This window comes from Streptomyces sp. NPDC091387 (genome assembly GCF_044756945.1).
Lineage (GTDB): Bacteria > Actinomycetota > Actinomycetes > Streptomycetales > Streptomycetaceae > Streptomyces.
This window is the reverse complement of sequence record NZ_JBIVTZ010000005.1, coordinates 46,265-66,846: the sequence shown is the minus strand read 5'-3', so window position 1 is coordinate 66,846 and position 20,582 is coordinate 46,265. Positions and strand designations below refer to the sequence as shown.

At 71.3% G+C, this 20,582-nt stretch carries 19 protein-coding genes; 17 read left to right on the top strand and 2 right to left on the bottom strand.

Going from position 1 to position 20,582, the window contains the following annotated elements; all coding sequences use genetic code 11:
• Positions 1 to 35 precede the first annotated feature (35 nt).
• Genes ACIQM0_RS11890 through nusB form a run of 3 tightly spaced genes read left to right on the top strand, consistent with a single transcriptional unit; the run spans position 36 to position 2,193 of the window.
• Complete coding sequence (locus ACIQM0_RS11890) at positions 36 to 1,142, top strand: aminopeptidase P family protein (RefSeq protein ID WP_401285856.1); 1,107 nt, start codon at positions 36 to 38, stop codon at positions 1,140 to 1,142.
• 50 nt (positions 1,143 to 1,192) lie between these two features.
• Positions 1,193 to 1,759, top strand: coding sequence for an elongation factor P (gene efp / locus ACIQM0_RS11885; protein WP_024490947.1), 567 nt, complete (start codon positions 1,193 to 1,195; stop codon positions 1,757 to 1,759).
• Positions 1,760 to 1,761: 2 nt separating this feature from the next.
• Entirely contained in the window at positions 1,762 to 2,193 is a 432-nt protein-coding gene (nusB, locus tag ACIQM0_RS11880; protein ID WP_207315353.1) for a transcription antitermination factor NusB, read from the top strand.
• Between the two features lie 167 nt (positions 2,194 to 2,360).
• Here nusB and bldD read toward each other — a convergent pair whose 3' ends face one another.
• The gene (gene bldD / locus ACIQM0_RS11875; RefSeq protein ID WP_014157378.1) at positions 2,361 to 2,861 is read right to left on the bottom strand and encodes a transcriptional regulator BldD; all 501 of its coding nucleotides are present in this window, start codon (positions 2,859 to 2,861) and stop codon (positions 2,361 to 2,363) included.
• Between the two features lie 221 nt (positions 2,862 to 3,082).
• On the opposite strand from bldD, the gene pyrR reads away from it, so the two are divergent.
• The 14 genes from pyrR to ACIQM0_RS11805 all read left to right on the top strand — a co-directional run bounded on the left by pyrR (position 3,083) and on the right by ACIQM0_RS11805 (position 19,774).
• Complete coding sequence (pyrR, locus tag ACIQM0_RS11870; RefSeq protein ID WP_401285855.1) at positions 3,083 to 3,667, top strand: bifunctional pyr operon transcriptional regulator/uracil phosphoribosyltransferase PyrR; 585 nt, start codon at positions 3,083 to 3,085, stop codon at positions 3,665 to 3,667.
• Positions 3,668 to 3,753: 86 nt separating this feature from the next.
• The gene (locus ACIQM0_RS11865) at positions 3,754 to 4,749 is read left to right on the top strand and encodes an aspartate carbamoyltransferase catalytic subunit (protein ID WP_363027748.1); all 996 of its coding nucleotides are present in this window, start codon (positions 3,754 to 3,756) and stop codon (positions 4,747 to 4,749) included.
• 2 nt (positions 4,750 to 4,751) lie between these two features.
• Positions 4,752 to 6,038: a dihydroorotase gene (locus tag ACIQM0_RS11860; RefSeq protein ID WP_401285854.1), complete on the top strand. Its 1,287-nt coding sequence runs from the start codon at positions 4,752 to 4,754 to the stop codon at positions 6,036 to 6,038.
• Entirely contained in the window at positions 6,035 to 6,622 is a 588-nt protein-coding gene (locus tag ACIQM0_RS11855; protein ID WP_401285853.1) for a hypothetical protein, read from the top strand. Before ACIQM0_RS11860 ends, ACIQM0_RS11855 begins: the two co-directional genes overlap by 4 nt.
• The gene (carA, locus tag ACIQM0_RS11850; RefSeq protein ID WP_401285852.1) at positions 6,619 to 7,761 is read left to right on the top strand and encodes a glutamine-hydrolyzing carbamoyl-phosphate synthase small subunit; all 1,143 of its coding nucleotides are present in this window, start codon (positions 6,619 to 6,621) and stop codon (positions 7,759 to 7,761) included. Before ACIQM0_RS11855 ends, carA begins: the two co-directional genes overlap by 4 nt.
• Positions 7,754 to 11,062, top strand: coding sequence for a carbamoyl-phosphate synthase large subunit (carB, locus tag ACIQM0_RS11845; protein ID WP_401285851.1), 3,309 nt, complete (start codon positions 7,754 to 7,756; stop codon positions 11,060 to 11,062). Before carA ends, carB begins: the two co-directional genes overlap by 8 nt.
• A 70-nt stretch (positions 11,063 to 11,132) precedes the next feature.
• A complete protein-coding gene (locus ACIQM0_RS11840) occupies positions 11,133 to 12,242 on the top strand; it encodes a quinone-dependent dihydroorotate dehydrogenase (protein ID WP_401285850.1) in 1,110 nt (369 codons plus the stop codon).
• On the top strand, positions 12,239 to 13,078 hold the full coding sequence (pyrF, locus tag ACIQM0_RS11835; protein ID WP_401285849.1) for an orotidine-5'-phosphate decarboxylase: 840 nt from the start codon (positions 12,239 to 12,241) through the stop codon (positions 13,076 to 13,078). The genes ACIQM0_RS11840 and pyrF overlap by 4 nt, the downstream gene beginning before the upstream one ends.
• 245 nt (positions 13,079 to 13,323) lie before the next feature.
• Positions 13,324 to 13,647: an integration host factor gene (locus tag ACIQM0_RS11830; protein ID WP_018524251.1), complete on the top strand. Its 324-nt coding sequence runs from the start codon at positions 13,324 to 13,326 to the stop codon at positions 13,645 to 13,647.
• 38 nt (positions 13,648 to 13,685) lie between these two features.
• Entirely contained in the window at positions 13,686 to 14,303 is a 618-nt protein-coding gene (gene gmk, locus ACIQM0_RS11825) for a guanylate kinase (protein ID WP_401285848.1), read from the top strand.
• A 90-nt stretch (positions 14,304 to 14,393) separates the two neighbouring features.
• Positions 14,394 to 14,666, top strand: a complete 273-nt coding sequence (gene rpoZ, locus ACIQM0_RS11820; RefSeq protein WP_003970369.1) for a DNA-directed RNA polymerase subunit omega — start codon at positions 14,394 to 14,396, stop codon at positions 14,664 to 14,666.
• Positions 14,667 to 14,812: 146 nt separating this feature from the next.
• Complete coding sequence (gene coaBC, locus ACIQM0_RS11815) at positions 14,813 to 16,015, top strand: bifunctional phosphopantothenoylcysteine decarboxylase/phosphopantothenate--cysteine ligase CoaBC (RefSeq protein WP_401285847.1); 1,203 nt, start codon at positions 14,813 to 14,815, stop codon at positions 16,013 to 16,015.
• Positions 16,016 to 16,257: 242 nt separating this feature from the next.
• Positions 16,258 to 17,466, top strand: coding sequence for a methionine adenosyltransferase (gene metK / locus ACIQM0_RS11810; RefSeq protein WP_363027765.1), 1,209 nt, complete (start codon positions 16,258 to 16,260; stop codon positions 17,464 to 17,466).
• Between the two features lie 163 nt (positions 17,467 to 17,629).
• Positions 17,630 to 19,774: a primosomal protein N' gene (locus ACIQM0_RS11805; RefSeq protein WP_401285846.1), complete on the top strand. Its 2,145-nt coding sequence runs from the start codon at positions 17,630 to 17,632 to the stop codon at positions 19,772 to 19,774.
• Positions 19,775 to 19,857: 83 nt separating this feature from the next.
• Here the strand turns inward: ACIQM0_RS11805 and ACIQM0_RS11800 are convergent, their stop codons facing one another.
• Entirely contained in the window at positions 19,858 to 20,403 is a 546-nt protein-coding gene (locus tag ACIQM0_RS11800; RefSeq protein WP_401285845.1) for a hypothetical protein, read from the bottom strand.
• Between the last annotated feature and the right edge of the window lie 179 nt (positions 20,404 to 20,582).

The window sequence follows — 20,582 nt, the reverse complement described above, 5'->3', positions numbered from 1 at the left end:
GAGCGGGCCCGCGTCAGCGCTCGTACGCTCGATGCATGTCAGAGGTGTACGCCGTCCGCCGCGGGCTGCTCCGCGACCGGTGCGCCGCCGTCGGATCCGCGGCCGCCCTGGTCTCCCGCCCCGCCAATGTCCGCTACCTGGCGGGGGGAGCGCCCCCGGGCGCCGTGCTGCTGCTCGGCCCCGACGAGGACGTTCTGCTCTGCTCGCGCCCCCCGACCGGCGATCCGGCCGACGGGCGTACCGATGAACAGCTCCGGGTGGACCTGCTGTCGGTCACCGGCGGCGATCCGGTGGTCGCCGCCGCGGGTCTGGCCACCTCCCGCGGTGCGGAGTCCCTGGCCGTCGAGGAACACGATCTGACGGTGGCCCGGCACCGGGCCATGGGCGCGGTCGCTCCGAAGCTCCGGCTGGCCGACCTCGGGGTCACCGTCGAGCAACTGCGCATCGTCAAGGACGAGGAAGAGATCGGCTGTCTGCGGATCGCCGCCGAGATCACCGACCAGGCGCTCGGTGAACTTCTCGAATCGATCCTGGTCGGCCGCACCGAACGGCACCTCGCGCTGGAACTGGAGCGCCGGCTGGTGGACCACGGCGCCGACGGCCCCGCCTTCGCCACCTCCGTCGCCACCGGTCCCAACTCCGGCCGGGGCCGTCACCGGCCCTCGGACCGGAGGGTGGAGGAAGGAGATTTCCTCTCCGTCTGCCTCGGTGCGAACTACCGCGGCTACCGGTGCGAGATCGGCCGCACCTTCGTCATCGGAACGGCTCCGGCCGATTGGCAGATCGAGCTCTACGACCTGGTTTTCGCCGCTCAGAGGGCTGGACGGGAGGCACTTGTGCCCGGCGCCGCCTACCGCGACGTGGACCGCGCGGCCCGCCACCTCCTGGACTCCGCGGGCCATGGTGAGGGGCTCCCGGTCCGTACCGGGCACGGGGTGGGGCTCGAAATCGACGAGGACCCGCAACTGGCACCTGCGGCCATGGGTAAACTGGACGCTTGTGTGCCGGTCACCGTCGAACCCGGGGTCCACCTCCCGGGCCGGGGCGGGGTCCGGATCGATGACACGCTCGTCGTGCGCCCCGAGGCGGACGGCGGACCCGAGCTACTCACCATTACGACCAAGGAGCTGCTCGCGCTCTAGCGCGCATCCTCGGTCGTTCCACCAGCTTCAGTCCAGGAGATTCCGCAACCGTGGCTTCCACGAACGACCTCAAGAACGGCCTGGTGCTCAAGCTCGACGGAGGCCAGCTCTGGTCCGTCGTCGAGTTCCAGCACGTCAAGCCCGGCAAGGGCCCTGCCTTCGTGCGCACCAAGCTCAAGAACGTGCTCTCCGGCAAGGTCGTCGACAAGACGTTCAACGCCGGTGTGAAGGTCGAAACGGCCACCATTGACCGACGCGACATGCAGTTCTCGTACATGGACGGCGAGTACTTCGTCTTCATGGACATGGACACGTACGACCAGCTGATGGTCGACCGCAAGTCCGTCGGCGACGCCGCCAACTTCCTGATCGAGGGCTTCACCGCCTCTGTCGCGCAGCACGAGGGCGAGGTGCTCTACGTCGAGCTGCCGGCCGCCGTCGAGCTCGTCATCCAGCACACGGACCCGGGCGTCCAGGGCGACCGGTCCACCGGTGGCACCAAGCCCGCCACGCTGGAGACCGGTTACGAGATCGGTGTTCCGCTCTTCATCACGACCGGTGAGAAGATCAAGGTCGACACCCGCTCGGGCGATTACCTCGGCCGGGTGAACAGCTAACCGTGGCTGCCCGGAATACGGCCCGCAAGCGCGCCTTCCAGATCCTCTTCGAGGCCGACCAGCGCGGTGAGTCCGTGCAGACGGTCCTCGCGGACTGGGTGCGGCACTCGCGGTCCGACACCCGTCAGCCGCCGGTCACCGAGTACACGATGGAGCTCGTCGAGGGGTACGCGCAGTACGCGGACCGGATCGACGACCTCATCATCACCTATGCGGTGGACTGGGAGATCGACCGGATGCCGGTCGTCGACCGGAACATCCTGCGGCTCGGTGCCTACGAGCTGATCTGGGTGGACGCGACCCCGGACGCGGTGGTGATCGACGAGGCGGTGCAGATCGCCAAGGAGTTCTCCACCGACGACTCCCCGTCCTTCGTGAACGGCCTGCTGGCCCGTTTCAAGGACCTCAAGCCGAACCTCCGCCGGGAGCAGTAGCCGCCGGAGGCGCTCAGCCGACGAAGGGCCCGCGGTCGACAGACCGGGGGCCCTTCGTCGTACTCCGCCCGCCCGCCGGTGCGGCTCCCGGAAAACAGGAACGCCGGAGCGGCGGGGCATCCGGGAAAGGGCCCCGCCGTTCCGGCGGTACGTTTCTGCTGGGGTGCTCAGCCCTCGTCGTGGGCGACCGCGCGACGCGCGTCCGCGTCGAGCACGCCCCAGCTGATCAGCTGTTCCGTGAGCACGGACGGCGACTGGTCGTAGATCACGGCGAGCGTGCGCAGGTCGTCCTGGCGGATCGAGAGCACCTTGCCGTTGTAGTCGCCGCGCTGGCTCTGGATCGTCGCCGCGTAGCGCTGCAGCGGTCCGGCCTTCTCCGGCGGGACGTGGGCGAGGCGCTCCAGGTCCAGGACGAGCTTCGGCGGCGGCTCGGCGGCTCCGCCGGGCGTCGTGCCGGGCAGGAGCTCCTGCACGGGGACACCGTAGAAGTCGGCCAGCTCGGCGAGGCGCTGTACCGTCACGGCACGGTCGCCGCGCTCGTACGAGCCCACCACGACGGCCTTCCAGCGGCCCTGGGACTTCTCCTCGACGCCATGGAGGGAGAGGCCCTGCTGGGTGCGGATGGCACGGAGCTTGGCCCCGAGCTGCTTTGCGTATTCGCTGGACATAAGGCTCCCGGGACGCTGGAACATTTCGCGGCTCCGCCGCGTGGCTGGTAACTCACTGTGAGGTTACGCAGCGTTACTTGGGTGCGTCAAGCTGAAAGCTGGGGACCGGTACCTCCCGGGGGTGCGACGAGGGCCCTGCACAAGCCCTGGTAACGTGGATGACGCAATTTCGACGTCCTTTAAGATCCGTCCAGTGAGGCGGAGAAGGAGGTCCGTTTCTTATGGACGCACAGCACGACGCCACCGGCAATGCGGCACGCCCCGTCCTCGAGGCTCCCGACATCGCCCGAGTACTGACCCGCATCGCCCACGAGATCGTCGAACGCGCCAAGGGCGCCGACGATGTGGTGCTCCTCGGCATCCCGACCCGGGGCGTCTTCCTCGCCCGCCGGCTCGCCGACAAGCTCGAAGAGATCACCGGCCGCACGATGCCGGTCGGCTCCCTCGACATCACCATGTACCGCGACGACCTGCGGATGCACCCGGCACGGGCCCTGGCCCGCACCGAGATCCCCGGCGAGGGCATCGAGGGCCGCCTGGTCGTCCTCGTCGACGACGTCCTCTTCTCCGGCCGTACGATCCGCGCCGCGCTCGACGCGCTCGGCGACATCGGCCGGCCCCGCGCGGTGCAGCTCGCGGTCCTCGTCGACCGCGGGCACCGCGAACTCCCGATCCGCGCCGACTACGTCGGCAAGAACCTCCCCACGTCGCTGCGGGAGACGGTCAAGGTCCAGCTCGACGAGGAGGACGGCCGCGACGCCGTGCTCCTCGGCGTCAGGCGGACCGCCCCGGCGGTCGAGCAGTAGCTGCGCATCCGCACGGCTCACCTGCCGTACGGCGGCTTCCGCACGCCCGCACGCCTGAACCCTCCAGCCACCCGGAGAACACCCAGATGAAGCGCCACCTCATCTCGGCCGCCGACCTCACCCGCGACGACGCCGTCCTGATCCTCGACACCGCCGAGGAAATGGCCAGGGTCGCGGACCGGCCGATCAAGAAACTCCCCACCCTGCGCGGCCGGACGGTCGTCAACCTCTTCTTCGAGGACTCGACGCGGACCCGCATCTCCTTCGAGGCGGCCGCCAAGCGGCTGTCCGCCGATGTCATCAACTTCTCCGCCAAGGGCTCCTCCGTCTCCAAGGGCGAATCGCTCAAGGACACCGCCCTGACCCTGGAGGCGATGGGCGCGGACGCCGTCGTCATCCGGCACGGCGCCTCCGGCGCCCCCTACCGCCTGGCCACCTCGGGCTGGATCGACGGCGCGGTCGTCAACGCCGGTGACGGCACCCACGAGCACCCCACCCAGGCCCTCCTGGACGCGTTCACGATGCGCCGCAGGCTGGTCGGGGCCGACGCCGGACTCGGCAAGGACCTCGACGGACGCCGGATCACGATCGTCGGCGACATCCTGCACAGCCGGGTCGCCCGCTCCAACGTCCACCTGCTGACCACCCTCGGCGCCCACGTCACCCTCGTGGCGCCGCCCACCCTGGTCCCGGTCGGCGTCGAGCACTGGCCGTGCGACGTCAGCTACAGCCTCGACAAGGTGCTGCCCGCCTCTGACGCGGTGATGATGCTCCGTGTGCAGCGTGAGCGGATGAACGCCGCGTACTTCCCGACCGAGCGGGAGTACTCCCGCCGCTACGGCCTGGGCGGCGAGCGGATGGCCAAGATGCCCGAGCACGCCATCGTCATGCACCCCGGCCCGATGGTCCGCGGCATGGAGATCACCGCAGAGGTGGCCGACTCCGACCGGTGCACGGTCGTCGAGCAGGTCGCCAACGGGGTCTCCATCCGGATGGCCGTGCTCTACCTGCTCCTGGGCGGCTCCGGACCCGCAGCCCCCTCCCACCCGTCGCCCGCCGCCCGTACCGAGGAGAACAAGTAACCATGAGCAAGATCCTTATCCGCGGCGCGAAGATCCTCGGCGGCGAGCCGGGGGACGTCCTGATCGACGGCGAGACCATCGCGGCGGTCGGCACCGGCCTCGACGCCGCCGGCGCCACCGTCGTCGAGGCGGCGGGCCAGGTCCTGCTGCCCGGTCTGGTCGACCTCCACACCCACCTGCGCGAGCCCGGCCGGGAGGACTCCGAGACCGTCCTGACCGGCACCAGGGCCGCGGCGGTCGGCGGCTTCACCGCCGTGCACGCCATGGCCAACACCTTCCCGGTCGCCGACACCGCCGGCGTCGTCGAGCAGGTCTGGCGGCTCGGCAGGGAATCCGGCTACTGCGACGTGCAGCCCATCGGCGCCGTCACCGTCGGCCTGGAGGGCAAGCAGCTCGCCGAACTCGGCGCCATGCACGATTCGGCCGCCGGAGTGAAGGTCTTCTCCGACGACGGCAAGTGCGTCGACGACGCGGTGATCATGCGCCGCGCCCTGGAGTACGTGAAGGCGTTCGACGGAGTCGTCGCCCAGCACGCCCAGGAGCCCCGCCTCACCGAGGGCGCCCAGATGAACGAGGGCGTCGTCTCGGCCGAGCTCGGCCTCGGCGGCTGGCCCGCGGTCGCCGAGGAGTCGATCATCGCCCGCGATGTGCTGCTCGCCGCCCACGTCGGCTCCCGGGTGCACATCTGCCACCTGTCGACCGCCGGATCCGTCGAGATCGTCCGCTGGGCCAAGTCCAAGGGCTGGAACGTCACCGCCGAGGTCACCCCGCACCACCTGCTCCTCACCGACGAGCTCGTACGGTCCTACAACCCGGTCTACAAGGTGAACCCGCCGCTGCGCACCGAGGCCGACGTCCTGGCCCTGCGCGAGGCCCTCGCCGACGGCACCATCGACTGCGTCGCCACCGACCACGCCCCGCACCCGTACGAGGACAAGGACTGCGAGTGGGCCGCGGCCGCCATGGGCATGGTGGGCCTGGAGACCGCACTCTCCGTGGTCCAGCAGACGATGGTCGAGACCGGACTCCTCGACTGGGCCGGCGTCGCCGACCGGATGTCGCTGCGCCCGGCCGCCATCGGCCGGCTGGACGGCCACGGCCGCCCCGTCGCCGCGGGTGAGCCCGCCAACCTCACGCTGGTCGATCCGGCATACCGTGGGGCGGTGGACCCCGCGGGCTTCGCCTCCCGCAGCCGCAACACTCCGTACGAGGGGCGCGAGCTGCCGGGCCGAGTGACCCACACCTTCCTGCGGGGCCGTGCCACGGTCGTCGACGGGAAGCTCGCGTGACAACACTCAGCCCCAAGCATCAGCTGTACCAACTGGCCGCCGAGCAGAAGTCGGCGGAGGTGACCGACTGGTCCGCCCGGATCGCCTGGGTGATCGGACTGGCCGTCCTCGTCGCCTTCGTCTACTGGCTGATGCGCCAGGGATGGAAGTGGCGCGGCAGCCTCCAGTCCGGACTGTCCGACCTCGCGCCCCGCCCGGACGACTTCGCGGACGGCGAGAAGCTGCTCACCCTCACCGGGCGCTACCACGCCTCGACGACGGCCGGGCAGTGGCTCGACCGCATCGTCGCCCACGGCCTCGGCACCCGCAGCCGCGTCGAGCTCACCCTCACCGAGCAGGGCCTCGACGTCGTACGGCCCGGCGCGGCGGACTTCTTCGTCCCCGCCGCCGACCTGCGCGCGGCCCGCACCGACAAGGCACTCGCGGGCAAGGTCCTCCCCGAGGGGGGCCTGCTGATCATCACCTGGGCGCTCGGGGACCAGCTGATCGACTCCGGATTCCGCTCCGACCACGCGGCCGAACACCCTGCGTGGGTCGACGCCGTCAACCACCTCACCAGCTCTACGGAAGGCACCGCACGATGACGATCTCCACCCGGGGAGCCGCCAAAGCTCCCGCCGTACTCGTCCTGGAGGACGGCCGCTCCTTCCGCGGCCGCGCCTACGGGGCTGTGGGGGAGACCTTCGGCGAGGCGGTGTTCTCCACCGGCATGACCGGCTACCAGGAGACGCTGACCGACCCCTCGTACCACCGCCAGGTCGTCGTGATGACCGCCCCGCACGTCGGCAACACCGGTGTGAACGACGAGGACCCCGAGTCGAAGCGGATCTGGGTCGCCGGCTACGTCGTGCGCGACCCCGCCCGGGTGCCCTCCAACTGGCGCTCGCGGCGCTCGCTCGACGAGGAGCTCACGACCCAGGGCGTCGTCGGGATCAGCGGCATCGACACCCGCGCCCTCACCCGCCACCTGCGCGAGCGCGGCGCGATGCGCGTCGGCATCTTCTCCGGCGACGCGCTCGCCGACGAGGGCACCCTCCTCGCCAGGGTGCGCCAGGCCCCCGAGATGACGGGCGCCGACCTCTCCGCCGAGGTCGCCACCAAGGAGGCCTACGTCGTCCCCGCGATCGGCACCAAGAAGTTCACCGTCGCCGCGGTCGACCTCGGCATCAAGGGCATGACCCCGCACCGGATGGCCGAGCGCGGCATCGAGGTGCACGTCCTGCCCGCCACCGCCACCCTGGAGGAGGTGTACGCGGTGAACCCCGACGGCGTCTTCTTCTCCAACGGCCCCGGCGACCCGTCCACCGCCGACCACCCGGTCTCCGTCATGCGGGGCGTCCTGGAGCGGAAGACCCCGCTCTTCGGCATCTGCTTCGGCAACCAGATCCTGGGCCGCGCGCTCGGCTTCGGCACGTACAAGCTGAAGTACGGCCACCGCGGCATCAACCAGCCCGTGCAGGACCGTTCGACCGGCAAGGTCGAGGTCACCGCGCACAACCACGGGTTCGCCGTCGACGCCCCGCTCGACAAGGTCTCCGACACCGCCTACGGGCGGGCCGAGGTCTCCCACGTCTGCCTGAACGACCAGGTCGTCGAGGGCCTCCAGCTCCTCGACCGGCCGGCCTTCAGCGTCCAGTACCACCCCGAGGCGGCCGCCGGCCCGCACGACGCCGCGTACCTCTTCGACCGCTTCGTATCCCTGATGGAGGGCCAGCGTGCCTAAGCGCTCCGATATCCAGTCCGTCCTGGTCATCGGCTCCGGTCCGATCGTCATCGGCCAGGCCGCCGAGTTCGACTACTCCGGCACCCAGGCATGCCGCGTCCTCAAGGCCGAGGGCCTGCGCGTCATCCTGGTGAACTCCAACCCGGCGACGATCATGACCGACCCGGAGATCGCCGACGCCACCTACGTCGAGCCGATCACCCCCGAGTTCGTCGAGAAGATCATCGCCAAGGAGCGCCCCGACACGCTGCTCCCCACCCTGGGCGGCCAGACCGCGCTGAACACCGCGATCTCCATGCACGAGAACGGTGTCCTGGAGAAGTACGGCGTCGAGCTCATCGGCGCCAACGTCGAAGCCATCAACAAGGGCGAGGACCGCGAGCTCTTCAAGGGTGTCGTCGAGGCGGTCAAGGAGAAGATCGGCTACGGCGAGTCCGCCCGCTCCGTCATCTGCCACTCCATGGACGACATCATCAAGGGCGTCGACACGCTCGGGGGCTACCCCGTCGTCGTCCGCCCCTCCTTCACGATGGGCGGCGCCGGCTCCGGCTTCGCCCACGACGAGGAGGAGCTGCGCCGCATCGCCGGACAGGGCCTCACGCTCTCCCCGACCACCGAGGTGCTCCTGGAGGAGTCCATCCTCGGCTGGAAGGAGTACGAGCTGGAGCTGATGCGCGACAAGAACGACAACGTCGTGGTCGTCTGTTCCATCGAGAACTTCGACCCGATGGGCGTCCACACGGGCGACTCCATCACCGTCGCCCCGGCGATGACGCTCACCGACCGCGAGTACCAGCGGCTGCGCGACATCGGCATCGCGATCATCCGCGAGGTCGGCGTCGACACCGGCGGCTGCAACATCCAGTTCGCCATCGACCCGGTCGACGGCCGGGTCATCGTGATCGAGATGAACCCGCGCGTCTCCCGCTCCTCGGCGCTCGCGTCGAAGGCCACCGGCTTCCCGATCGCCAAGATCGCCGCCAAGCTGGCCGTCGGCTACACGCTCGACGAGATCCCCAACGACATCACCGAGAAGACCCCGGCCTCCTTCGAGCCGACCCTCGACTACGTCGTGGTCAAGGCCCCGCGCTTCGCCTTCGAGAAGTTCCCCTCCGCCGACTCCACCCTCACCACCACCATGAAGTCGGTGGGCGAGGCCATGGCGATCGGCCGGAACTTCACCGAGGCGCTGCAGAAGGCACTGCGCTCCCTGGAGAAGAAGGGCTCGCAGTTCACCTTCACCGGCGATCCCGGCGACAAGGCGGAGCTGCTGGCGGAGGCGGTCCGCCCGACCGACGGCCGGATCAACACCGTCATGCAGGCGATCCGGGCCGGCGCCACCCAGGAGGAGGTCTTCGACGCCACGAGGATCGACCCCTGGTTCGTCGACCAGCTCTTCCTGATCAAGGAGATCGCCGACGAGCTGGCCGCCGCCGACAAGCTCCAGCCCGAACTGCTGGCCGACGCCAAGCGGCACGGCTTCTCGGACGCCCAGATCGCCGGGATCCGCGGTCTGCGCGAGGACGTCGTCCGCGAGGTGCGGCACGCGCTCGGCATCCGCCCGGTCTACAAGACGGTCGACACCTGCGCCGCCGAGTTCGCCGCGAAGACCCCGTACTTCTACTCCTCCTACGACGAGGAGAGCGAGGTCGCGCCCCGCACCAAGCCCGCGGTGATCATCCTCGGCTCGGGCCCCAACCGCATCGGCCAGGGCATCGAGTTCGACTACTCCTGCGTCCACGCCTCCTTCGCGCTGAGCGACGCGGGCTACGAGACCGTGATGGTCAACTGCAACCCGGAGACCGTGTCCACGGACTACGACACCTCCGACCGCCTCTACTTCGAGCCGCTCACGCTGGAAGACGTGCTGGAGATCGTGCACGCGGAGTCCCTCGCGGGCCCGATCGCGGGTGTCATCGTGCAGCTCGGCGGCCAGACCCCGCTCGGCCTCGCCCAGGCGCTCAAGGACAACGGCGTGCCCGTCGTCGGCACCCCGCCGGAGGCGATCCACGCCGCCGAGGACCGCGGCGCCTTCGGCCAGGTCCTGGCCGAGGCAGGTCTGCCCGCCCCCAAGCACGGCACCGCCACCACCTTCGCCGGGGCCAAGGCCATCGCCGACGAGATCGGCTACCCCGTCCTCGTACGCCCCTCGTACGTGCTCGGCGGCCGCGGCATGGAGATCGTGTACGACGAGACCCGGCTCGCCTCGTACATCTCCGAGTCCACCGAGATCAGCCCCACCCGGCCGGTCCTGGTCGACCGCTTCCTCGACGACGCGATCGAGATCGACGTCGACGCGCTCTACGACGGCACCGAGCTCTACCTCGGCGGCGTCATGGAGCACATCGAGGAGGCCGGCATCCACTCCGGGGACTCCGCCTGCGCACTGCCCCCGATCACCCTCGGCGGCTACGACATCAAGCGGCTGCGCGCCTCCACCGAGGGCATCGCCAAGGGCGTCGGCGTACGCGGACTGATCAACATCCAGTTCGCGCTCTCCGGAGACATCCTCTACGTCCTGGAGGCCAACCCGCGCGCCTCGCGCACCGTCCCCTTCACCTCGAAGGCGACCGCGGTCCCGCTCGCCAAGGCCGCCGCCCGGATCTCGCTGGGCGCGACCGTCGCGGAGCTGCGCGAGGAGGGCCTCCTGCCGAAGCACGGCGACGGCGGCACCCTGCCGCTCGACGCGCCGATCTCCGTCAAGGAGGCCGTCATGCCGTGGTCGCGCTTCCGCGACATCCACGGCCGCGGCGTCGACACGGTCCTCGGCCCGGAGATGCGCTCCACCGGCGAGGTCATGGGCATCGACTCGGTCTTCGGCACGGCGTACGCCAAGTCGCAGGCCGGCGCGTACGGCCCGCTGCCCACCACGGGCCGCGCCTTCATCTCGGTCGCCAACCGCGACAAGCGCTCGATGATCTTCCCGGCCCGCGAGCTGGTCGCCCACGGCTTCGAGCTGATGGCCACCTCCGGCACCGCGGAGGTGCTCAAGCGCAACGGCATCAACGCCCGCGTCGTGCGCAAGCAGTCCGAGGGCGAGGGCCCCAACGGCGAGAAGACCATCGTCCAGCTGATCCACGACGGCGAGGTCGACCTCATCGTCAACACGCCGTACGGAACCGGCGGCCGGCTCGACGGCTACGAGATCCGCACCGCGGCCGTCGCCCGGTCCGTACCGTGCCTGACCACGGTCCAGGCGCTCGCCGCGGCGGTCCAGGGCATCGACGCCCTCAACCACGGCGACGTGGGCGTCCGTTCCCTCCAGGAACACGCGGAACGTCTGACCGCGGCCCGCGACTAGAGAAGCCCAGCAGGGGGACACCGGAAACGGTGTCCCCCTCTTCTTCGTGAGAACACCGAGGACACCCCCGATGTACAAACTCTTCTTCCAGCTGGTCTTCAAGCGCATGGACCCGGAGCAGGCCCACTACGCCGCGTTCCGGTGGATCCGCCTCGCCGCCCGCGTCCCCGTCCTGCGCACCTTCGTCGCCGCCGCGCTCGCCCCCCGCCACCGGGAGCTGCGCACCGAGGCCCTCGGCCTGCGGATGCACGGCCCCTTCGGCCTCGCCGCCGGCTTCGACAAGAACGCCGTCGCGATCGACGGCATGTCGATGCTCGGCTTCGACCACATCGAGATCGGTACGGTCACCGGCGAGCCGCAGCCCGGCAACCCCAGGAAGCGGCTGTTCCGCCTCGTCGCGGACCGCGCGCTGATCAACCGCATGGGCTTCAACAACGAGGGCTCGGCCGCCGTCGCGGAGCGCCTGGCCGCCCGCGTGCCGGTCTTCCGGACCACGGTCGGCGTCAACATCGGCAAGACCAAGGCCGTCCCCGAGGCCGAGGCCGCCGCCGACTACGTGAAGTCCACCGAGCGGCTCGCCGCCCACGCCGACTACCTCGTCGTCAACGTCTCCTCGCCGAACACGCCGGGCCTGCGCAACCTCCAGGCCACCGAGTCGCTGCGCCCGCTGCTGTCCGCCGTGCGCGAGGCCGCCGACCGGACCGTCACCGGGCGCCGGGTCCCGCTGCTCGTCAAGATCGCCCCCGACCTCGCGGACGAGGACATCGACGCGGTCGCCGACCTCGCGGTCGAGCTGGGCCTGGACGGCATCATCGCCACCAACACCACCATCGCCCGCGACAGCCTGGGCCTGAAGTCCTCACCGACCCTGACCGGGGAGACCGGCGGGCTCTCCGGCGCACCCCTCAAGGAACGCTCCCTGGAGGTCGTGAGCCGCCTCTACGCGCGCGTGGGCGACCGGATCACCCTGGTGGGCGTCGGAGGCATCGAGAACGCCGAGGACGCCTGGCAGCGCATCCTCGCCGGCGCCACGCTCGTACAGGGCTACAGCGCCTTCATCTACGAGGGCCCCTTCTACGCCCGCGCGATCCACAAGGGCCTGGCCGCCCGTCTGGCCGCCTCCCCGTACGCCACCCTCGCCGACGCCGTCGGCGCAGAAACCAGGAAGGCCGCCCGATGACCCAGGAACCCTTCGGCGCACGGCTGCGCCGGGCCATGGACACCCGTGGCCCGCTCTGCGTCGGCATCGACCCGCACGCCTCCCTGCTCACCTCCTGGGGGCTGAACGACGACGTGGCGGGCCTGGAGCGCTTCACCCGTACGGTCGTGGAGGCGCTGGCCGGCCGGGTCGCCGTCCTCAAGCCGCAGTCGGCGTTCTTCGAGCGCTTCGGCTCGCGCGGCATCGCCGTCCTGGAGAAGGCCGTCGAGGAGGCCCGGGAGGCCGGCGCACTGGTCCTGATGGACGCCAAGCGCGGTGACATCGGCTCCACCATGGGCGCCTACGCCGCCACCTACCTCGACAAGGACTCGCCGCTGTTCTCCGACGCGGTCACCGTCTCGCCGTACCTCGGCTTCGGCTCGCTGCGGCCGGCGCTCGACGCGGCCGCGCTCTCCGGTTCCGGGGTCTTCGTACTCGCCCTCACCTCCAACCCGGAGGGCGCCGAGGTGCAGCGCGCCACCGCGGCCGACGGCCGCTCGCTGGCCCAGCTGATGCTCGACCACATGGCGGCCGAGAACGAGGGGGCCACCCCGCTCGGCTCGGTCGGCGCGGTGGTCGGGGCCACGCTCGGCGACGCGGGCGCGGACCTCGCGATCAACGGTCCGCTGCTCGCGCCCGGCATCGGCGCGCAGGGCGCGACCCCCGCGGATCTGCCGGGGGTCTTCGGTGACGCGGTGGGCAATGTGCTGCCCAGCGTGAGCCGGGGCGTGCTGCGCCACGGTCCGGACGCGGCAGGGCTGCGCGAAGCCGCCGAGCGGTTCGCGGACGAGGTCCGCGCGGCCGTCTCGGACGGCTGACCATCCCACGTAACAGCGTGTTGACGTAATCCTGACCAAAAATCTCGGCTGTTATGCCGGGAATGTCCCGGTCGGCAAAGGCTGACCAGGACTTTTAGTCTGTTCTCGCTGACTCCGGCGGCCTTGGCCGCTAGTCTCCGTCGAGAGCCAACGCGCACAGGTTGTTCGTTGCTCACCAGGTGAGGGGCGATCCAGTTGCCTCACCGGTCCGTATCCGACAGATCGACATCCGAGGTGACGTAGGCGTGGCTCTTCCGCCCCTTACCCCTGAACAGCGCGCAGCCGCGCTCGAAAAGGCCGCCGCGGCTCGCCGGGAGCGGGCCGAGGTCAAGAATCGACTCAAGCACTCCGGCGCCTCCCTCCACGAGGTCATCAAGTCGGGCCAGGAGAACGACGTCATCGGGAAGATGAAGGTCTCCGCCCTGCTCGAGTCCCTGCCCGGCGTGGGCAAGGTCCGCGCCAAGCAGATCATGGAGCGGCTCGGCATCTCCGAGAGCCGCCGGGTCCGGGGTCTTGGCTCCAACCAGATCGCATCCCTGGAGCGTGAGTTCGGCGGCAGCGCCGCCTGACGTTCTCAGGCACTCCTGAGAACCTGGATAATCGCTCCATGGCTGCAACATCCCGGGGGACGTCCCCCGCACCCCCGGACGCACGTCCGCGGCTGACCGTGCTCTCCGGCCCCTCGGGGGTCGGCAAGAGCACGGTCGTCGCGCATATGCGCAAGGTCCACCCCGAGGTATGGCTCTCGGTGTCGGCGACGACCCGCAAGCCCCGCCCCGGTGAACGCAACGGAGTCCACTACTTCTTCGTGGACAACGAGGAGTTCGACAAGCTGATCGCCAACGGCGAGCTGCTGGAGTGGGCCGAGTTCGCCGGCAACCGCTACGGCACGCCGCGCCGCGCCGTGCAGGAGCGGCTGGAGGCGGGTGAGCCGGTGCTGCTGGAGATCGACCTCCAGGGTGCCCGGCTCGTCAGGCAGTCGATGGCCGACGCCCAGCTGGTCTTCCTGGCGCCGCCGAGCTGGGACGAGCTGGTCCGCCGGCTCACCGGCCGCGGCACCGAGGCGCCCGAGGTGATCGAGCGCCGTCTCGGCGCGGCCAGGATCGAACTGGCTGCCGAATCCGAGTTCGATACGACGCTTGTCAATACCTCCGTCGAGGATGTGGCACGTGAGCTGCTAGCCTTGATGCTGGAGGCTTCCGGCCACCGTGCCGCCGGCGACTGAACGAACGCGTCGCACCGACACGGGACCGCACCACACAGCCCCTGACTGTCAAAGATTTCTTTGATCTTCACCCCCTTCGGAAGGCAGAGAGTGTCCTCTTCCATCACCACGCCCGAGGGCATCATCAACCCGCCGATTGATGAGCTCCTCGAAGCAACCGACTCGAAGTACAGCCTCGTGATCTACGCCGCCAAGCGCGCGCGCCAGATCAACGCGTACTACTCGCAGCTCGGTGAGGGACTCCTCGAGTACGTCGGCCCGCTCGTCGACACCCACGTGCACGAGAAGCCGCTCTCGATCGCACTCCGCGAGATCAACGCGGGCCTGCTCACCTCCGAGGCCATCGAGGGCCCCGCGCAGTAAGCAGGAAAACGCACCTTCACCACAGGCCCGGCGGTCTCCACCGCCGGGCCTGTGGTGTGTCCCGGGGCGGCAGACCGGCGTCCGCGACGGTGAGGCAGCATGGAGGCGTACGGGGCCGAGTACGTATCCGAGTGCGGGGAGACGCAGTGGAGAAGCCGAAGGTCGTTCTGGGCGTCAGCGGGGGCATCGCCGCCTACAAGGCGTGCGAGCTGCTGCGGCGGCTGACCGAGTCCGGCCACGACGTACGGGTCGTGCCGACCGAGTCGTCCCTCCACTTCGTGGGCCCGGCCACCTGGTCGGCGCTCTCCGGCCACCCGGTGTCGACCGAGGTCTGGAACGACGTCCACGAAGTGCCGCACGTGCGGATCGGGCAGCACGCCGACCTCGTCGTCGTCGCCCCCGCCACCGCCGACCTGCTGGCGAAGGCCGCCCACGGGCTGGCCGACGACCTGCTCACCAACACGCTGCTCACCGCGCGCTGTCCGGTCGTCTTCGCGCCCGCCATGCACACCGAGATGTGGGAGCACCCGGCCACCCGGGAGAACGTCGCCACCCTGCGCCGCCGGGGCGCCCTCGTCATCGAGCCCGCCGTCGGCCGGCTCACCGGCGTCGACACCGGCAAGGGCAGGCTGCCGGACCCGGCGGAGATCTTCGAGGTCTGCCGCCGCGTGCTGGCCCGCGGCCCCGTCGCCCCCGACCTGGTGGGCCGCCATGTGGTGATCAGCGCGGGCGGCACCCGGGAACCGCTCGACCCGGTCCGGTACCTCGGCAACCGCTCCTCCGGCAAGCAGGGGTACGCGCTCGCCCGCACCGCGGTCGCCCGCGGTGCGCGGGTCACGCTCATCGAGGCCAACACCGGCCTGCCCGACCCGTCCGGGGCCGACGTCGTCCGGGCCGGGACCGCTATGCAGCTGCGCGAGGCCGTGCTGAAGGCGGCGGCGGACGCGGACGTCGTGGTGATGGCGGCGGCGGTGGCCGACTTCCGCCCGGCCGAGTACGCCACGGGGAAGATCAAGAAGAAGGACGGCCAGGAGCCCGCCCCGATCACGCTCGTCCGCAACCCGGACATCCTCGCCGAGGTCGCCGCGCGGCGCGCCCACCCGGAACAGATCGTGGTCGGGTTCGCGGCCGAGACCGACAACGTCCTGGCCAACGGGCGCGAGAAGCTCCGCCGCAAGGGCTGCGACCTCCTGGTGGTCAACGAGGTGGGGGAGCGCAGGACCTTCGGCGCCGAGGAGAACGAAGCGGTGGTGCTCGCGGCCGACGGCGGCGAGACCCCGGTGCCGTTCGGGCCCAAGGAGGCGCTCGCCGACACGGTCTGGGACCTCGTGTCGCCGCGTCTTGCATGAATTTCCCGTGTCCTCGCCCGGCAGGTCGGATCCCTTGGGAAACAGGGCTTCGACAGGGCTTTCCGGCGCCGCCGGAGGGCATCCGGGCCGCCGTGCCGCGTGTCACAGAACTCCCAAAGGGCGAGACACGTTGTCCGACAGCCGGAGCCGACCGATAAACTGGTCCCGGACCTTACCGGGCGCAGCTCCCGGGCCGTCCGCCAAATGATCAGCCAGCAGCCGCTGCAACCCCAGGGAGCGATGTGTCCCGCCGTCTCTTCACCTCGGAGTCCGTTACCGAGGGTCACCCCGACAAGATCGCTGACCAGATCAGCGACACCATTCTCGACGCACTTCTCCGCGAGGACCCGACGTCGCGTGTCGCCGTCGAGACCTTGATCACCACAGGTCAGGTGCATGTTGCGGGTGAGGTCACGACCAAGGCCTACGCCCCGATCGCCCAGCTGGTGCGCGACAAGATCCTCGAAATCGGTTACGACTCCTCCAAGAAGGGCTTCGACGGCGCCTCCTGTGGCGTCTCGGTGTCCATCGGCGCGCAGTCGCCCGACATCGCGCAGGGAGTCGACACCGCCTACGAGAAGCGGGTCGAGGGCGACGAGGACGAACTCGACAAGCAGGGCGCCGGCGACCAGGGCCTGATGTTCGGGTACGCCTGCGACGAGACGCCCGAGCTGATGCCGCTGCCGATCCACCTCGCGCACCGGCTGTCCCGCCGCCTGTCCGAGGTCCGCAAGAACGGGACCATCCCGTACCTGCGTCCCGACGGCAAGACCCAGGTGACCATCGAGTACGACGGTGACAAGGCCGTCCGTCTCGACACGGTCGTCGTCTCCTCGCAGCACGCCAGCGACATCGACCTCGACTCGCTCCTCGCGCCCGACATCCGCGAGTTCGTCGTCGAGCACGTGCTCGCGCAGCTGATCGAGGACGGCATCAAGCTGGACACCGAGGGCTACCGCCTGCTGGTCAACCCGACCGGACGTTTCGAGATCGGCGGCCCGATGGGCGACGCCGGTCTGACCGGCCGCAAGATCATCATCGACACCTACGGCGGCATGGCCCGCCACGGCGGCGGTGCCTTCTCCGGCAAGGACCCGTCGAAGGTGGACCGCTCGGCCGCGTACGCGATGCGCTGGGTCGCCAAGAACGTCGTCGCCGCGGGCCTCGCGGCCCGTTGCGAGGTACAGGTCGCCTACGCGATCGGCAAGGCCGAGCCGGTGGGCCTGTTCGTCGAGACCTTCGGCACCGCGGTGATCGAGACCGAGAAGATCGAGCACGCCATCGGCGTGGTCTTCGACCTCCGCCCGGCCGCGATCATCCGCGACCTCGACCTGCTCCGCCCGATCTACGCCCAGACCGCCGCGTACGGCCACTTCGGCCGCGAGCTTCCCGACTTCACGTGGGAGCGCACGGACCGGGTGGACGCACTGCGCAAGGCCGCGGGCCTGTAGGTCCCCGGTCGACGCCCTCGGGGGCGCACCTTTCCGCCGGAGCCCGGACGCCTCATCGGTGTCCGGGCTCCGGCGTTTCTCCCCGTCGGAACGGGCGGGCCCGGCGTGGGGCCGGGGCGGGCGCCGCCGCGCGCTGTCAGTGGCATCTGGTAGGAATTTGGCTGTGAGCAGCGACAACGAGCGGTCCGACGAGCCCGGCACCGGGGCGCCGGAGCAGCTTGCGCTGATTCGGGAGACGGTGCGCCAGGCCAAGGTGCCCCGGGCCAAACCACGGACCTGGCGGGGGGCAGCCCTCGCCGCCGAGCTGCCCGTCGCCCGTGTCCTGGTGAACAAGGGCGCGCTCCATCTCGACCAGTACTTCGACTACGCCGTCCCCGAGGAGCTCGACGCCGACGCGCAGCCCGGGGTGAGGGTGCGGGTGCGCTTCGGTGCCGGCGGGCGCAATGTCCGGGGCGGGCGGCGCGAGGGCGGCGGGCTGATCGACGGATTCCTGGTCGAGCGGCTGGCCGAGTCCGACTACAGCGGCGCACTGGCCGCGCTCGCCTCCGTCGTGTCGCCCGAACCCGTCCTCGGGCCGGAGCTGCTCGGCCTCGCGCGGGCCGTCGCCGACCGGTACGCGGGCAGCCTCGCGGACGTCCTCCAGCTCGCGGTCCCGCCGAGGAACGCACGGGCCGAGTCCAGACCGTCTCCCGAACCGCTGCCGCCGCCCCCGGCGCCCTCTCCCGGCACCTGGGCGCGGTACGGGCAGGGCGCGGCGTTCCTGGAGGCGCTCGCCTCGGGCGGCGCGCCCAGGGCCGTGTGGACCGCGCTGCCGGGCCCGCACTGGCCGGAGGAGATCGCCAGGGCCGTCGCCGCGACCCTCGCGTCGGGGCGCGGCGCACTGGTCGTCGTCCCCGACGGACGGACCGCCGGGCGGGTCGACGCCGCACTCTCCGGGGTCCTCGGGGAAGGCCGTCACGCCCTGCTGACCGCCGACTCCGGGCCCGAGAAGCGGTACCGGGAGTGGCTCGCCGTACGGCGCGGTTCCGTCCGGGCGGTGGTCGGGACGCGGGCCGCGATGTTCGCCCCGGTCGCCGACCTCGGCCTGGTCGCCGTCTGGGACGACGGGGACTCCAGCCACAGCGATGACAACGCCCCCTTCCCGCACGTCCGCGAGGTCCTCGAACTACGGGCCGCGCACAGCAGGTGCGCCTTCCTGCTCGGCGGGACGAACTGCACCGTGGAGGCCGCCCAGCTGGTGGAGAGCGGCTGGGCACTGCCGCTGCGCGCCGACCGGGAACAGACGCGGATCGCGGCGCCCCTGGTGCGTACCGTCGGCGACGGCGAGCTCGCGCGGGACGGCGCCGCCCGGTCCGCGAGGCTGCCGAGCCTCGCGTGGCAGACCGTGCGGGACGGACTGCGCAGCGGCCCGGTGCTCGTGCAGGTGCCGCGTCGCGGGTACGCCCCGCGACTGGCCTGCGAGCGCTGCCGGGAGCCCGCGCGGTGCCGGCACTGCGCGGGGCCGCTGGAGGCGCCCGACCAGCAGGACCTGAACTGCGCCTGGTGCGGCCGGGCCGAGACGTCCTGGCACTGCGTCGCCTGTGGGGCCCGCCGGCTGCGCGCGCAGATCGTCGGCGCCCGCCGGACCGCGGAGGAGCTCGGCCGGGCCTTTCCCGCCGTGCCGGTGCGGACCTCCGGGCGCGACCACGTGCTGGACTCCGTACCGGACCAGCCCGCGCTCGTGGTCAGCACCCCGGGCGCCGAACCGGTCGCCGAGGGCGGGTACGCGGCGGCGCTGCTGCTGGACGGCTGGGCGATGGTCGGCCGCCCCGACCTGCGGGCCGGGGAGGAGGCGCTGCGCCGCTGGACGGCCGCCGCGGCGCTGGTACGGGGGCAGCCCGAGGGCGGCACGGTGGTGATCGTCGCCGAGCCGACGCTGCGGCCGGTGCAGGCCCTGGTGCGCTGGGACCCGGTCGGGCACGCGCGCCGAGAGCTCGCGGAACGGGCCGAGCTGGGCTTTCCGCCGGTGTCCCGGATGGCTTCGGTGACGGGGGAGCCGCAGGCGCTCGCCGCGTTCCTGGCCGCCGCGGAACTCCCGCCGGACGCGGAGGTGCTCGGTCCGGTGCCGGTCCCCGGCAGTGAGCCGGGACGGCCCCGCAGGCCCTTCGACGCACCGCCGGGGGAGACCTGGGAGCGGGCCCTGGTCCGGGTGCGTCCGGGCAGCGGGGCGGCTCTGGCGGCCGCGCTGAAGGCGGCGCAGTCGGCGCGGATGTCGCGGGGCGGTGGAGGCGTGGTGCGGATCCGGGTGGATCCGCCGGACATCGGCTGACGGCGCGGGCGGCCGGGCCGGGGCCGCGGTGGCGCGGTACGGCTGTGCCCCGCCGGGATGCGGCGGGGTACAGCCGCACGGCGTCAGCCGTTGCGCGGGCCCGGGAAGGCCCCCGGGCGCAGGTCCTCGCGCAGGGACGGGCGGTCCGCCGACGGCTGCGGGGGCATCGAGCGCGCGGCCGGCACCGCGGGCAGCGCGGGGGCGGCGGGGGAGCCGGGAACCACCGGCACCGGCCGCTGCTCCACGGGCTCGGCGGCCTCGGCCGCCAACGGCTGGGGGGTGGCACGCCGTGTGCCGTAGCGGCGGTGGACCGCCTGCTTGGTGACTCCCAGTGCGGAGCCCACCGCGTCCCAGGAGAAGCCCAGCGAACGGTCGAAGTCCACTGCCGCCGTCACCAGGGTCTCGACACTGTCGCGCAGTTCCTGCGCCAGCCTGACGGTGGGGGCCGGGGCCCTGCCGTAGACGACGAAGCCCGCGGACGGGCCGGAGCGGCGCGGACGGTAGACGTTGCCCAGTTGGGCGGTGAGGGTGCGCAGCGCGTCCACCTGCCGCCGGACCCGCTCGATGTCCCGCACCAGAAGATGCAGGCTGGCCCGCGCTTGGGCGTCGTGGGTTGCGTGGTCGGCCATGAAGAAGCCTCTCGAACCGGCGTTGAAAGGGATCGGGCCGCACCGTGGCGGCTCGCTTCGGTCAATCTCTCTTGACCAACGCCTCAGCCGGGGATGTGGTCACGCTCCGGGGGCGTATACGCCCCTGCGAGGGGCGCGCAATGGTGCGTACGCCCCCCGGCCGCCGGGCCCATAGACTT